The sequence below is a fragment of the Myxococcus sp. AB025B genome (genome assembly GCF_006518215.1).
Taxonomy (GTDB): Bacteria; Myxococcota; Myxococcia; order Myxococcales; family Myxococcaceae; genus Myxococcus; species Myxococcus fulvus.
In genome coordinates this window covers 23216-37363 of the sequence record NZ_SRLW01000004.1, presented here as the reverse complement: position 1 = coordinate 37363, position 14148 = coordinate 23216, and the positions used below count along the sequence as shown (strand labels likewise).

The window sequence follows — 14148 nt, the reverse complement described above, 5'->3', positions numbered from 1 at the left end:
CCCGCGTGAAGAGCGCGCGTCCGGCCTCGGCGCCGGCCCCGCCGGCGCTCCGGCCCCTCCTGGGCAGGGCCTCCGTGGATGGGCCCCGGGCTAACGGAGGGCGGGCCGTGGCGTGGGCTCGTGGGAGAGCCGGGCCTCCAGCCGCGAGCGCCACTTCAGCGCGGGGCGCTCCACGCCGTGGTGCAGCGCGAGGGACGCGAGCAGCACCGCCGCCGCGCCGGCCAGCAACGTGAGCGGATGGAACGCGTCCAGGCCGTGGGGCTCCAGCGCGCCGCGCGCTTGGGCCTGCAGGGCCTTGTGCGTGAGGTAGATGGTGAAGCTCAGGAGCGCGAAGGTCTTCACCCCGGGGATGCGGGCGCACACGCGCGACGCGGTGGGGCTCGCCATGGCCACGAGCAGCGCCGCGTAGCCCAGCGACGTCAGGGGGAAGGCGAGCATCGTGTGGGCGAGGTAGCGGAAGTGCTCCTCGTTCAGCCACAACACGACGCCCAGGCACGCAAGGCCCGCTCCGGCCAGGGCGCCCGCGCGCGCCCCTCGGGTCCAGCGCTCCCAGGCCGCGGGGCGGAAGACGCGCAGCGCCGCGAGCATCGCGCCACACAAGAGGCCATCGAGTCGCGCGTAGGTCGGGTAGTACAGCAGCGTGTCGTAGCCGCGCCACGCGGTGTCCTCGGGCGCGAGCATCGAGAAGTGCCGCTGCCACAGCCATGCGCGCAGGAGCATGCCGCCCACCATCAGCCCCGCCGCGCCCACGAGCAGGTGCGCGGCCCGGACGCGTCCTCGCAGCGCGAGCACCGTGAGCGGGAGCACCAGGTAGAAGTGCTCCTCCACGCACAGCGACCACGCATGGGAGAAGCCGTTGCGGCGCAGTCCGAAGTTCTGCGTGAAGGTGAGGAAGCGCCACGCGGGCGTCTGCACCGGGCTCTCGCTCCACGCGGGGACGAAGAGGTACAGCGCCAGCACGATGAGGTAGGGCGGCAGGATGCGCAGCGAGCGCCGCAGGTAGAAGCGCTTCAGGGATGGCGCCTCGCCGCGCGACACCGGCTCCATCAGCTGCGAGCCGATGAGGAAGCCGCTCAGCACGAAGAACAGCTCCACGCCCGTCCAGCCGAAGTTGGCGAGCATCCGGTAGGACTCGTGTCCCTCGGGGCGTGGGTAGTGGAAGAGGACGACGATGAAGATGGCCAGGCACCGGAGCAGGTCCAGGCCAGCCAGGTGGCGCGGTTCGGTGGTGTTCAGCGGAGTCGACCTTCAGCGGCGGGGAGGCCTGATTCTAGGCACTTTCCTGTGGGTGTGTCGCCCACATTTCCCCATCGAGCCCTGAGGCAGGTCCGTTGATTCCGTCTGCCTGCCTCGGGACGGAATCAACGGGACTGACACGGCGTGAAGGCTAGTAGCAGAGCCACTTGTTGAAGGGCGTGCGCTGACACTCGCACTCGCCCAGGTTGCCGTCGGACCAGGTGCACGAGGTGAACGCTCCGGGGCGACAGAAGGTCCCGACGAGGGCCTCGCAGCTGCCGGCCAGCTCCGACGACGCCTGCTCGGTGGCCTCGGGCGCCATCGGCTCCCCCGTCTCCACGCCCCCACAGGCCGTCAGTCCGAACGCCACCGCGATTGCCAGGGTTGCTCGCATGACCATCTCCCGTTGATTCGCGCCGAATACGCGAAGTGCGGGGATAGCTTAGGCGAGCCCAGGCGGGTTGACGACGCCTAGGTCCCGTACATCGACTCGATGAGCGCCGAGTGTTTGCGGGTGACGGCGTGGCGCTTGACCTTGAGCGACGCGGTGAGCTCGCCTCCATCCACCGTGAACGGGCCCGGGGAGACACGGAACGTCTTGATGCGCTCGAAGGACGCCAGGCCCGCGTTGGTCTCTTCCACCAGGGCCTTCAGGATGTCGTTGATGCGCGGGTGCGCGGGGTCGGCGGGGATGCCCTCTCGCCGGGCCACCATGGCGAGTATCTCCGGGTCGAGCGCGAACATGGCCGTGCAGTAGTTGCGTCCGTCGCCCAGCACGACGGCCTCCTGGACCAGCGGGTGTCGCTTGAGCTGCGCCTCGATTTTCAGCGGCGCCACGTACTTCCCGCCGCTCGTCTTGAGCAGCTCCTTCTTGCGCCCCGTCACCCGGACGAAGCCCTCCGCGTCGATGGAGGCGAGGTCTCCGGTCCGGAACCACCCGTCGTCATCGAAGGCCTCCGCCGTGGCCTCCGGCCTGTTCAGGTAGCCCCGTGAGATGTTCGGTCCGCGCGCGAGCAGCTCGCCATCCGCGTCCACCTTGAGCTGGCAGCGGGAGAACGCGCGTCCCACCGTGCCAGGGCGCACGTCCTCCCTGGGATTGATGGTGAGCCCGGGACACGTCTCCGTCAGCCCATAGGCCTCCAGGATGGTCAGCCCGAGCGAGAGGAAGAACAGCTGCACGTCGACGCGAAGCGCGGCGGCGCCGGACAGGAGCACGGAGGCGTGGTCCAGGCCCAGGCGCGCGCGCAGCTTCGACAGCACGAGCCGGTCCGCCAGGGCCCGCTGCGCCTCCAGCCACAGGGGCCGGGACTTGCCGTGGGTCGCGGCGCGACGCCCCACGCCCAGGGCCCAGTCCAGCATCCAGCGGCGCAAGCCCCGCTCGCCCTCGATGGTGCTGGTGACCTTCGCCATCATCTTCTCGAAGACGCGCGGGGCCGCGGGGAAGAAGCCCGGGCGCGAGGCGACCAGGTCCGCCGCCAGCGTGGGCACCGACGACATCACCAGCGGCGCGCCGAAGAAGGGGCCCGCGAACTCCACCATGCGTCCGAAGGAGTGCGCGGCGGGGAGGAAGAGGAACAGGCCGTGCGTGAGCACGTTGTCATCCAGGAGCCGCGCGGTGCCGACGTCCTCGAGCATCGCCAGCATGTTGTCGTGGGTTTGAATCACCGCCTTCGGCGCGCCGGTGGTCCCCGAGGTGTACGTGAAGGTCGCGACGTGCTCGCGTCGAATCAGCGACGCCCTGCGGCGCACCTCGCCCTCCAGCTCCGCCCGTCGGGCGCGCCCGCGGGCCTCGAGCGCCTCCAGGCTCTCCCAGTCATCGGCGGGAGCAAGCCCCGCCGGATGGATGACCACCACCCTGGCTCGCACGGCGAGCGCGTCGGGTGGGTAGTGCCGGTCGAAGAAGGTGAAGCCCGCACGGAAGGCGCGCACCTTGTCGAGCTGGCTCGCGTCGTCCACGACGATGAGCTGCGCGGCGGTGTCCACGTGCATGTAGCCCACCTCCTCGGGCAGCAGGCTGGCGTAGACGGGCACCGTCTTGAGGCCGACGCGCAGGGCCGCGAAGTCGACGAGACAGGACGCCATCGAGGTGTTGCCGACGAGGGTGATGCACGCGCCGTCGTCCACCGTGCCCGCGCTCAACAGCCCCGCGGCGAGCGCCTCGATTCGCGGCAGCAGCTCCGACCAGCGGTGGTCCACATAGGTGTCGTCATGTCTGACGCGGAACGCGACGCGATGCGGCGACGCGTTCGCCCGGTCGAGAATCATCTGGGGGAGGGACGGGTGGACCTCGGCCATGGGGCCTCCTCGGTGCGTGGCGGGCAGGGGAGCGGCTTGTTTCACGAAGCCACGCTAGGTGCGGCGCCACGGGCCGGCTTGTATGATTCTGCAGATGCGGAGCCACTTGTTGCTGGGCGGAGGTCGAGCGCTCTACGTCGGCCGCTTCCACGAGTTGCCCCGGCATCGGTTCGCCGCCAACGCCGTGCTCGTGGGATTGGATGATGCGTTCGAGCTCGTCGACGGCGACGGCCGTGTCGGGCAGCACGAGGCCGCCTTCGTGCGGGGGTGGCAATGGCACGCGCTCGACTTCCAGGGGGGGCGCGCCGCGGTGCTGTTCCTGGAGCCCGGCGTGAAGCTGCGCCATCAGGTCGACGCGAGCGCGGTGCGCGCGGCCGTGGAGATCGCCCTCGGTGCGCGACACCTGCAGCCCTGGACGGAGCTCTTCCAGCAGGCGCTGCACCTGGGGCCTTGCCCGCGGGAGGTCGACGCGCGCATCGCGCGGGTCGCCGCGTGGCTTGCTGCTCCCACGCGGGAGTCGGCGCCCGCGGACGCGGTGGGGTTGGCGCGGCGGGTGGGGGCTTCGACCTCGCTCGTCGAGCACCGGTTCAGCGAGCAGGTCGGCGTGCCGATGGGGGCGTATCGCGCGTGGCACCGGATGCAGGCGGCCGCGGCGCTCGCGCTGCGGGGGAGGAGCCTCACCGAGGTCGCGCACGCCGCGGGCTTCTACGACTCGGCGCACTTCTCCCGGCTGTTCCGAGGGATGTTCGGCCTGCCGCCCTCGAAGGTCTTCACCGACGGCCTCACGGGGACCCTCTTCGAGACGCGCGTCAGCGGTGCGCCGTGAAGCGCCCTCGGGCCAGGAAGACGTGCTCGTCGTCGATGAGGACCTGGGTGCCCGCGTCCTTGCGCCACACGTCGATGAGCTCGCTCACCGCGCTGTGAGCAGGACGAGGGCGCGGCGGCTCAGCAGCCCCTTCACCTGGAGCCAGAGCAGGGGCGCCACGGTGAGCAGCACGAAGAGGGCCTCGACGACCAGCGCGGCCCACATGGGCGGGAGCAGCCGCGCCAGCGGATGCGCCACCCAGAGGATGGGGTCGAAGTGGTCATTGAAGATGAACACCTGACGCGCGCTGATCCACGGGTTGGGCTGGGCCAACGACAGACGCGCCACTGCCTGGGAATAGATGCCCAGGTCGAAGTTCGGGAAACAGGCCCGCGCGGCCTGAAGCCAGACGGGGGTGACGACGAGCACCAGCCAGAGGAGGACCACGAGCAGCAGCGCGAGCGGTGCCAGTCGAGGTCGCGGGTGCTGGGGGCCCGAGTCAGGTGTGGAGGCATCCATGGTGGAGCTGGCGCTTGCCCATAGCGCGTCATGACTGGCTCCGCCAGGGTTCTCGCCCTGGGGTCCGCCTGGTCTGCCTGCGCCCGTGGGCAGGTCACCCACGGGCCGGAATGGAAGACAGCCGCTAACGCAGCCGGCGCCGCAGGCTCAACGGCAGCAGCAGCACGAGGAGCAGCGGCCACAGACCCGGGCTGGCGCCGCAACCCCCGCTGTCCTTGTCGGGGGCGCCCGTGTCCGGGGTCGTGCCCGCGTCTGCCACGCCGCCGCCCGCGTCCGGGGCTCCTCCGCCCGCATCCGGGGTTCCTCCGCCCGCGTCCGGCGTGCCCGCGTCAGGCTGCTGCGTGACGGGCGCGCAGTCGCCGAGCGAGTGCTCCAGCGCCCCCAGCGTGTAGTTGCCGGAGGTGGGCCGGGGCCGCTGGCAGAAATCCTCCATGACGGAGGCGCTGGGGGCGGCGGCGCCCACCAGCTGCGTCACCGGGCCCTTCAGCGTCAGGTCGCCCTGGACCGGCGCCACGTACCAGGACGTCCACGTGCCCGTGGCCACGTTCGTCAGGTTCGTCCCCGCGGTGAAGCGGCCGTTGTCGCGGTTGCGGATGACGGACGACAACACGTTGCCGTGGGCCTCGCCGGTGGAGGACGCGTAGCGGAAGTCCACGCCCGTCGTGGCGATGAAGGTGTTGAACAGCACCTGCGTGCGCGCGGCCCGGTTCAGGTAGACGGCGACATCCGAGCAGTTGGCGACGAGGTTGTTCCGGATGATGCCATCCGAGTGCTCGGGGTCACACGGCACCGTCGCGTCGAAGGCCGGCGCGCAGAACGCCGCGCCCGTGCCTCCGCCGCCGAAGGACAGGCCGATGCGCGTGTCCGAGGCCGGCCGGTCCCGGGCGCACAGGACGCGGTTGCGCTCGAAGAGCCCCCGCTTGCCGCCGCTCTTCATGAAGGCGCCGTAGGAGATGCCTCCCTGCTTGGAGAAGTCGTGCACCTCGTTGTCGCGCACCACCCAGTCGTCGCCCGTGTCGATGTTGAGCTTGTTGACGGGCGTCCCCGTCACGCGCGGGCGGGTGTCGTAGAGGTCATTGCGCTCGATGAGCCCGCGGTGCGGCATCTCGAAGACGTCGCTGCCGTTCTTCGTCGCGTTGACCTTGAGCTGGGAGTTGAAGTCGCGCACGCGGCTGTTGCGCAGCACGAAGCCCTCCGCGTGGCCGGTGACGTGGAACGCGTGCTCGCAGTCCTGGTCGCGGGCGCAGATGCCCTCGATGGTGAGCCCGTCGAAGACCCAGGCGCGCCCCGACACCTTGAAGCCCTCGGTGGCGTTGAAGCGGATGAGCGCCGCGTGCCGGTTCGCCGCGCGCACGGTGATGGGCTGGGCGTCGGTGCCCTCCGCCGCGCAGTTGAGGTTCGCGTTCACCGTGTAGGTGCCATCCGCGAGCACGATGTCGTCCCCCGCCTTCGCGGAGGACAGCGCGGCTTGCAGCTCCGCCACGGTGGTCACGTTCTTCGTGGCGGCGACGCCCGACAGCGGCAGGAGGAGGACGACGAGGGGGACGGTTCTCATCCAGGGGACTCCAAGCGAGGGGGCTCGGAGTCTACCCCGTCACGGGGTGGGTGGCGTCGCGCGCGAACCTCCGCGCGAGCCACGAGTCCCGCGCCGCGATGCACGCCCGCGCCAGCGCCGACTGGGGGCGATGTCGTGGAAGCCGTGGAACGCGCCGCCCCAGATGTGCAGCTCGCATACCGTGTCGCCATCCGCTCCACGCTCGAGGACCTGCTCCGCGGCTCCGTCCGCGGTGGCGTCACTCCCCGGGAAGGCGGCCGGCCCTCCGTCTCGCTCTGACAGCGCGTGGGCGCGCTCACCGGGTGGGGGCGGCGTCGGGCAGCGTGGCCGGGCTGCCGCCCCGCATCGAGCGCGCCGCGACCACGGCCAGCGCCAGGAAGATGAGGATGAGCGCGCGAGGGAAGGCCTGGGGGCCGAACACGTCCTGCAGCACGCCGATGGCCGAGGAGCCGGTGACACCCCCGACCCCGCCCGCCATCGTCATGGCGGCGCTGCAGCCGAGCAGCTGCGCCCCGCTGAAGCGGTCGCCGATGGACGCCAGCGCCACCGTCGTCGTGCCGTAGGCGCACGCGCCCCAGACGAACAGGAACAGGAACAGCAGGGGCGTCGCGACGCCGATGACCCACGGCAGCGCGGCGCCGCCCAGCACGGTGAGCAACGCGCAGCCCACCATTACCGGGCGTCGACCCCAGCGGTCGGACGCCCAGCCGATGGGCGGCTGCAGCACCACGTTGCCGACGTTCAGCACGCTCAGCCCGATGCCCATCACCGCGGCGCTCGTGCCATGCGCTGCCCCGAACCGGGGCAGGAACGCGAGGGAGGCGTGGTCGAACGCGCCGAACGACGCGGCCGCCAGCAGCGCCGCCGGAATCAATCCGAGCGCCCCGAGCACCGGCGCGCGCGCCGTGCCGTGGAAGTCCGGCAGTCGCTGGCGGACGAGCAACACCCCCAGCGCGCACGCGATGAACGCGGCGCCGAGCAGCGCGAAGCAGTGGGGCGAGCGGAAGTCCACCAGCGCCACCACCAGCGGCCCACACGCGAAGCCCGCGGACAGGAACGACGTGTAGATGCCGAACACCCGGCCCCGGCGCCCCGAGGGCGTGAGCTGCGCGAGCCAGGCCTTGTTGACGATGTAGAAGCCGCCCACCGCCAGGCCCCACAGCAGGCGCGCGACAATCCACAGCAGCGGCTGGGGCACGAGCGCCATCGCCACCATCGCCGTCAGGCCGAGCAGGCAGCTGGCGACGCCGATGCGCACCGCGCCGAACCGCTCAGCCGCCCACGGAATCACGAACGACGAGGCAATCAGCCCCAGCGGGCTGCACGCGGCGGAGATGCCAATCACGCTGTCGGCCACGCCCTGGCGGGCCAGCAGCACGCCGAGCAACACGGGCGTGCCCCCCACCGCGACGGCGAACAGGCCGACCAGGAACGAAATCGTGAAGATGCTCCGCCACGCGGCGGCGTCCGGGAGGGGGGGGCGCATGACGCTAGTGGTGAGCGATCAGGACCGGCAGCATCGCGCCGCCCTTGTAGAGGCTCATGATGGGACTCTGGTTGGCCCGCGACAGGAAGCCCACCGCCTTGCCGCCGAAGATGAACATGTTGAGGTCCGCGATGCGCTGGGTGATTTCGCCCGTCGTCGGGTCCGGACAGTGGACGACGTGACCCTGGATGTACTCCTGGGCCACGTACGAGGCGTCGGACGCCGCGGCTTCGACGGCGCGCCGCCAGTCCTCCTCCCGCGCCTTGTTCCCAATCACGATGCCGTCGCCCCACGTGGCGTTGGTCGGCTTGAGCAGGAAGCGGGACCTGTTGCGCTGGAGGTAGTCGCACAGGTCCACCGCGTCGCCCTCCATGGAGATGGAGCGCCCGGGCGCCACCACGCGCGTCCACGGCACGTGGCGCTGGAACAGCTGGCGGTCCGCCGGTGAGAAGTGGTCGCCGAACCGCGGGTCGCTCAGGAGCGCCAGGATGGACTTGTCCGCGTAGAGCCACTGGCAGGCCAGCGGGTTCACGCTGACCACGTCTCCGTCCGCCACCGCGCGCAGGTACGGCTCGGCGTCGGGGCACCGGACCAGGTCGCGCAGGTCCCACTTGTTGTAGACGAGGTCGATGCGCGTCCCCCGGTGCGTCACGTGGCCCGCGCCCGGCGCCAGCTCCCGCAGGTCGATGAACTCGCAGTGGATGCCGCGCTCGTCGAAGCCCTGGATGATGAGGTCGGTCTCGCTGGTGAAGCGGCCGTTGTAGTTGACGATGCGGACCTCGCTCGGCTCACGCCCCTTGTCCGCGCGATACGTGTCCAGCATCTCCGAGATGAACAGGTTGCGCGTCTCCACGATGGGCTGGGGGACCAGCTCCACGTCGCGCCCCCACGCGGCCAGGATGGGGTTGGGCCGCGAGCGCCACAGCCGCGTCGCCATCCCGGACGCGAACAGGTTCGCGGGACAGTCGGTGTTGGTCTCCAGGATGAGGTAGCGGCCGTCCGGCGCCACCAGGCCGTCGAAGCGGCAGATGCGCGTGAGCGGCCGGAACCCGGGCGCCGCGAGCAGGTAGTCACGCACCGGCTCATAGCCGCGATAGAGCCGGCGGACCTCGTCGTCGTGGCGGTACAGCTCCAGCACGTCGTCGAACACGCGGATGAAGCGCTCGCCGGCGAGCTTCAGCTCCGCGGCCCAGTCCGCGTCGATGAGGGTCGGCCGCAGGCACACCGGATACGCGTGGTTGGCGTCGAACTGGAGCCGGTGGTCGAGCGCGGTCGCGCGCAGGTCGCGCTGTGCCGCCGCGATGTGCTCACGCTCGTCGGCCGAGGCCCGGGCCAGCAGCGCGTCGAGCTCCGCGTCGTAGGGACACAGCGCCAGACCGCCGCCGTCTTTCTGAAAGGGAGAAGCCACCTTGGACATCGTCGACCCCAGGGTTCAAGTCAGGATGCGGATTCCCGACGGCGTGCGAATCGTCGCGGTGTAGCGGAGCACCGCGCCGTGCTTCACGGTGGGCGCGCCAGGGACGTCGAGCGCCTCGTACAGCCGGGTGATGCCAGCCGGGTCCGGGTGCTCGAGCGTGAAGGCCAGGAGCTCACAGCCCCGCTCGGTCTGGGGCGCGAGCGTCGGGCGTGCCCCCTTGCGGTCGATGAGCGAGGGCACGACGCCCCCCAGCGGCAGCGCGCCGTCCACGGGCACGGCGAAGAAGTAGCTGGACGCGCCAGCGTGGAACTCGCGCGGCTCACCGAAGACGCCCGGGTGCCGGGCCAGGTCCCGGGCGAAGTGGTCGGTGCTCGCCACCCAGCCCCGCAGGCGCCTGCCTTCGTCCCACGCCCGCCGCACCGCCGCGCGGTCGTCCAGCCCGAACCACCGGGGGTACGCGGGGGGCGGCGCCTCCTCGTCGATGGCAATCACCTCCAGGTAGGCGGCCTCACCCAGCCGGAGCAGGTGATTGTGCGTGCCCATGTGGATGTGCTTGCGGCCGAAGGGGATGTCGAGGCCCAGGCACTCCCGGAGGTGTGAGATGCCTTCGACGAGCGAGGGTGCGATGACGGAGAGGTGGTCGAGTCGAGGCATGGTGTCGCGGGGTCAGCCCTGGACCAGCATCGGGTCATTCGACTGGACGATGGCGGTCGAGAAGCGGTTGTAGCCGAACAGTCGCACGAGGATGCGCCGGTTGTCCTTGATGATGTCGCGGCAGTGCAGGGCCTTGGTGTTGTTGATGAGGATGGCCTTGCTGGAGTCCAGCGTCACCTGGAGCCGCTCGGCGTTCGCGATGCCGGCCTGCAGCGCGGCGAGGGCCCTGTGCGCGGTCTCCGGCGCCCCGGCGCACGCGGAGAAGCGATAGGCGCTGAACCGGAACGCGTAGTCACCGTGCTGGTTGTAGTCCACGATGGAGACGTCGCGGCCGTCCTCGTCACCGGGGACGTAGGAGTCGGGCCGGGTGAATTGATAGTGCTTGCGGGTCAACGCGTCGACCACCGGCTCTCCCAGGGCCCGGAGCACCGGCGTCACCGGGATGACCTGGGTCGGCTCCTGGAGCGGATTCCACCGCGCCGTCAGGATCAGCGTCGAGGGCGCCGGGGAGCGCCGCTGCGTCGCGTGGAACGAGCAGTAATACGGCGGCTCGGTGTGGGCACCGAGCGCGAGGCCGGAGTGGGAGGAGAGCTCCACGTCCTCGGGCGCGGGCTCCTCGGGAATCTTGTGCTGGCCGCCCCCCTTGAAGTTGCCAACGATGCGGACCATTTCATTGTAATCCAAATCGTACGCGAAGGCGCGATTGTCACAGAGATTCAACAGGAGCTGGCTGCGTGACGCGAGCACCTGGCAATCGAAGTCGACCTTCAAGGACTCGAGCGAGGGTCTCGCCTCGGGGACGCCCTCGCCCACCTCTCGCATGCCCTCGACCACCAGCAGGGTGGTGCGATTGCTGGCATAGCCATCCACCACGGCGCGCTGCCCGGGGTCCAGCAGCTCTCGCAGCGTGCTCGCGCAGGCCTCGGCGCGCTCACGGACCCCCGCGGCTTGCGGTCCCCCTGCCCGAGCCAGCCGCACGGCCTGCTGATGCAGGTATTCCGCCTGCGAAGGCAGCCATTTCAGCACCGCCACTTCGGTGTGAAGACTTGCGGATTTTCCGTCTGACCTCGCAACACGAGTCATCTCGGCCCCCAACTCAGCTTCGAGCTGGGGCGCGCAGATACTACCGGTATGTCTAGTAGTACATATTAATCTCGAATTGATATGGATGGGGTACGGAGGCCCCCTCGGTCTCCTGGAAACTGAAAGGAATGGGTGGGCGCTTCAGGGCAGACACGCAACAGTTCGAGCGAAGAGTTCCACTCCACCAAGCTCCTGGAGAGGCCCGGAGGCGTGGGCTTCAGCCCGGGTCCTCCTCCTCGTAGCAGACGCCGACTTCGCGCAGCTCGACGGTGGACCACTCGGCCGCGGGACACTGGCTGGCGATGGCGAGCGCTTCTTCCCGGCTCGCGCAGTCGAAGAGGACATAGCCTCCGACGACCTCCTTGGACTCGGCGAAGGGGCCATCACGCAGGGTGCGCTGGTGGTCCCGGACCTCGATTCTGACGCCCTCCGAGACGGACCGGAGGGAGTCGCTGCCCTTCCAGAGCCCGCGCGCCTGGAGGTCCCGGACGAAGCCCATCATCCGCTCCATCTCGCGGCGGCCTTCTTCCGGTGTCCGGCTCCGCTTGCGCTTGCTCTCCTCCATGACCAACAGCATGTACGTCATCACCGGCTCCGTGCGTGGGGGGCGCCCAGCGTCCTCCATCCGTCGCCCGGGCTGAAGCGTTTCCTGGCGCTGGACTCGGGAGCGGCCCGAGGGCCAGGCTCGTGGGATGCCGCTCGAGAACCTCATGCGCATCCATGACCCGGAGTCCCTGGCGAGAGGGGAGCGGGTCTTCAGCCCCGAGTTCGCGGCGATGAGCCAGCGGGTGCTGCGCGTCACCGGGCTGACGTCGCGCCTCAACGTCCTGCCCTTCGAGGACGAGGCGGGCAAGGCGGCGCTGCTCGAGCAGATTCTGGGGCGGCCGCTGCCCAGGCGGGTCACCGTCTATCCGCCGTTCTACACGGACCATGGGCTGCGGCTGGAGCTGGCCGAGCGGGTGTTCATCAACCAGGGCTGCACGTTCCTCGACTACGCCGGCATCCGCCTGGGTGAAGGGGTGATGGTCGGCCCGAAGGTCACCTTCATCACGGTGAGCCACCCGGTGGACCCGGGGGACCGGCGGCTGTACCTCACGGGCGCGCCCATCGAGGTGGCCCAGAACGCGTGGATTGGCGCGGGGGCGACGATTCTTCCCGGGGTCCGGATTGGTCGCGACGCGGTGGTCGCGGCCGGAGCCATCGTCTGCGACGACGTGCCGGACGCGAGCCTGGTGACGGGCCCGAAGGCGACCGTCCACAGACGGTGGTGAGCCACACCCAGGGCCACTCGACCCGCGCGGCCTGCCACGACGCAAGGGCAGGCCGGCGGGCCGCGACTCACTCGAAGGTGATGATGAGCTGCTCCCACGCGCCCACGGCGGTGCGGTTGGCGTTCACCGTGCCGCCGCCACCGCCCTCGGCCACCACGTCGTCGCCGTTCGAGGCGCGCTGGCCGATGGCCTGCCCGCCCCAGGGGCTCGATGGTCGGCAGCCCGTTGCTCGAGAACGCCGTGCTCGAGTCGTGCATGATGGAGCCGTGGTCGTACCCGAGGAGCCCCCCGCGCCGTCGAGGCCTCCCCGGGCCAGTGCCGAGCGCGATTCGCGCCGGGGAAGCCCGCACCCTCGGGAAGAAAAAGCGGCTCGCGCGTTGGTTCGTGTGGAAAGGGCAAGGCCATTTCCCCGAGCCCCACGTCCATCCTGGCTGTGGGAGTTCCAATCCAAGTCTCCCTTGGAAGGAGCAACACCATGAAGCGAGCGTCCCTCGTTGTCTCGGCGGTGATGATGTCGGTCGGGTTTGCCACTCCGGCGCTGGCGGCGCCCATCGCCGTGAATGGCTATGTCTGCGCGGCCACGTACACGCGTCAGCCCAATCTCACCTACGGCCAGGGCTACGTGGTCGTGCAGGTGTATACGGCGGCGAATTGCACGGGGAGCTTCGTCGGCAACTACTACTACCTGGGCGCGAGCGCCGCTTCGGCGGGCTACCAGTACAGCGAGGCGGAGCGCCTGGGCCTGTTCGAGCGCGCCACCCAGGCCGCCACCCAGGGCACGCGGGTCACCCTCTACGTGGAGGGGGCCGGCGTGGGCATCCTCGACACGACCTACCGCGGCAACTGACGTCGGGCGGGACGCCGCGCGTGGTGTCCCGCGCGCGGTCAGACCCGCTCGGTGAGGCGGTTGAGCAGGTCCAGGTCCCCGGCGCTCAGTGAGAGCGAGGCGCTCGCGAGGTTCTCCCGCAGGTGGGTGGACGACGACGTCCCCGGGATGAGCAGCACGTTGGGGGCGCGGTGCAGCAGCCACGCCAGGGCGACCTGCATCGGCGTCGCGCCCAGGCGCGTGGCCACGTCGTTCAGCGTGCTCGACTGCAGCGGGGTGAAGCCGCCCAGCGGGAAGAACGGCACATAGGCGGTCCCCGTGGCGGCGAGCTGGTCGATGAGCGCGTCGTCATGCCTGTGCGCCAGGTTGTAGTGGTTCTGCACGCAGACGACGTCGACGAGCTTGCGCCCCTCGGCGACCTGCGTCGGGGTGACGTTGCTCAGGCCGAGGTGGCGGATGAGGCCGCGCTGCTGGAGCTCGGCGAGCGCGGTGAGAGGCGCCTCGATGGAGCCCTCCGCCGGGCCCTCGGCGCTGAACATGGCCCGGAGGTTCACGACGTCCAGCACGTCGAGGCCGAGGTTGCGCAGGTTGTCGTGGACCGAGCGCTCCAGGTCCGCGGGAGAGGAGGCGGGCTCCCAGGAGCCCTGGGGGCCGCGCACCGCGCCCACCTTCGTGGCGATGACCAGCCCGTCGCGATAGGGGTGCAGTGCTTCCCGGATGAGCTGGTTCGTCACATGCGGGCCGTAGATGTCGCTGGTGTCCAGGTGGTCGACGCCCTGCTCGATGGCCTCGCGCAGCACGGCGAGGGCCGCCTTGCGGTCCCTGGGCGGGCCGAAGACACCGGGGCCGGCGAGCTGCATGGCGCCGTAACCCACGCGGCGGACGGTGTGGGAGCCGAGGCGGTACGTGTTGGAGAGGGGAGACATGGTGGGGGTCCTGGGGTTCGAGGTTCCCCTTTCTCTAGGCAGGGCGTCACTGCGCGACAATCGATGGCAATGGGT

The 14148-nt window shown here is 70.5% G+C and carries 14 protein-coding genes; 3 read left to right on the top strand and 11 right to left on the bottom strand.

Annotation, left to right across the window (positions count from 1 at the left end):
- Positions 1-90: 90 nt before the first annotated feature.
- The 3 genes from FL311_RS01240 to FL311_RS01230 form a co-directional block, all read right to left on the bottom strand.
- On the bottom strand, positions 91-1197 hold the full coding sequence (locus tag FL311_RS01240; RefSeq protein WP_141322961.1) for an acyltransferase: 1107 nt from the start codon (positions 1195-1197) through the stop codon (positions 91-93).
- Between the two features lie 190 nt (positions 1198-1387).
- On the bottom strand, positions 1388-1630 hold the full coding sequence (locus FL311_RS01235; protein ID WP_141322960.1) for a hypothetical protein: 243 nt from the start codon (positions 1628-1630) through the stop codon (positions 1388-1390).
- Positions 1631-1707: 77 nt separating this feature from the next.
- Positions 1708-3531, bottom strand: coding sequence for a long-chain fatty acid--CoA ligase (locus tag FL311_RS01230; protein ID WP_141322959.1), 1824 nt, complete (start codon positions 3529-3531; stop codon positions 1708-1710).
- Positions 3532-3613: 82 nt separating this feature from the next.
- Here FL311_RS01230 and FL311_RS01225 point away from each other — a divergent pair, with 82 nt between their 5' ends.
- On the top strand, positions 3614-4357 hold the full coding sequence (locus tag FL311_RS01225; RefSeq protein ID WP_141322958.1) for an AraC family transcriptional regulator: 744 nt from the start codon (positions 3614-3616) through the stop codon (positions 4355-4357).
- Positions 4358-4441: 84 nt separating this feature from the next.
- Here the strand turns inward: FL311_RS01225 and FL311_RS01220 are convergent, their stop codons facing one another.
- The 7 genes from FL311_RS01220 to FL311_RS01185 form a co-directional block, all read right to left on the bottom strand.
- A complete protein-coding gene (locus tag FL311_RS01220; RefSeq protein WP_228556608.1) occupies positions 4442-4855 on the bottom strand; it encodes a DUF2079 domain-containing protein in 414 nt (137 codons plus the stop codon).
- A gap of 124 nt (positions 4856-4979) precedes the next feature.
- A complete protein-coding gene (locus tag FL311_RS01215) occupies positions 4980-6410 on the bottom strand; it encodes a chondroitinase-B domain-containing protein (RefSeq protein WP_141322957.1) in 1431 nt (476 codons plus the stop codon).
- Between the two features lie 295 nt (positions 6411-6705).
- Entirely contained in the window at positions 6706-7896 is a 1191-nt protein-coding gene (locus tag FL311_RS01205; protein ID WP_141322956.1) for an MFS transporter, read from the bottom strand.
- A 4-nt stretch (positions 7897-7900) separates the two neighbouring features.
- Positions 7901-9304 carry a circularly permuted type 2 ATP-grasp protein gene (locus tag FL311_RS01200; RefSeq protein ID WP_141322955.1) on the bottom strand — a complete coding sequence of 468 codons (1404 nt, stop codon included), beginning with the start codon at positions 9302-9304 and terminating at the stop codon, positions 7901-7903.
- Positions 9305-9328: 24 nt separating this feature from the next.
- Positions 9329-9967: a VOC family protein gene (locus FL311_RS01195; RefSeq protein ID WP_141322954.1), complete on the bottom strand. Its 639-nt coding sequence runs from the start codon at positions 9965-9967 to the stop codon at positions 9329-9331.
- Between the two features lie 12 nt (positions 9968-9979).
- Complete coding sequence (locus FL311_RS01190; protein WP_141322953.1) at positions 9980-10993, bottom strand: hypothetical protein; 1014 nt, start codon at positions 10991-10993, stop codon at positions 9980-9982.
- Positions 10994-11267: 274 nt separating this feature from the next.
- On the bottom strand, positions 11268-11636 hold the full coding sequence (locus FL311_RS01185) for a YciI family protein (RefSeq protein ID WP_141322952.1): 369 nt from the start codon (positions 11634-11636) through the stop codon (positions 11268-11270).
- Positions 11637-11760: 124 nt separating this feature from the next.
- On the opposite strand from FL311_RS01185, the gene FL311_RS46055 reads away from it, so the two are divergent.
- A complete protein-coding gene (locus FL311_RS46055) occupies positions 11761-12321 on the top strand; it encodes a sugar O-acetyltransferase (RefSeq protein WP_274622330.1) in 561 nt (186 codons plus the stop codon).
- A 475-nt stretch (positions 12322-12796) separates the two neighbouring features.
- A complete protein-coding gene (locus FL311_RS01175; protein WP_141322950.1) occupies positions 12797-13168 on the top strand; it encodes a hypothetical protein in 372 nt (123 codons plus the stop codon).
- A gap of 38 nt (positions 13169-13206) precedes the next feature.
- Here the strand turns inward: FL311_RS01175 and FL311_RS01170 are convergent, their stop codons facing one another.
- Positions 13207-14073, bottom strand: a complete 867-nt coding sequence (locus FL311_RS01170; protein ID WP_141322949.1) for an aldo/keto reductase family oxidoreductase — start codon at positions 14071-14073, stop codon at positions 13207-13209.
- Between the last annotated feature and the right edge of the window lie 75 nt (positions 14074-14148).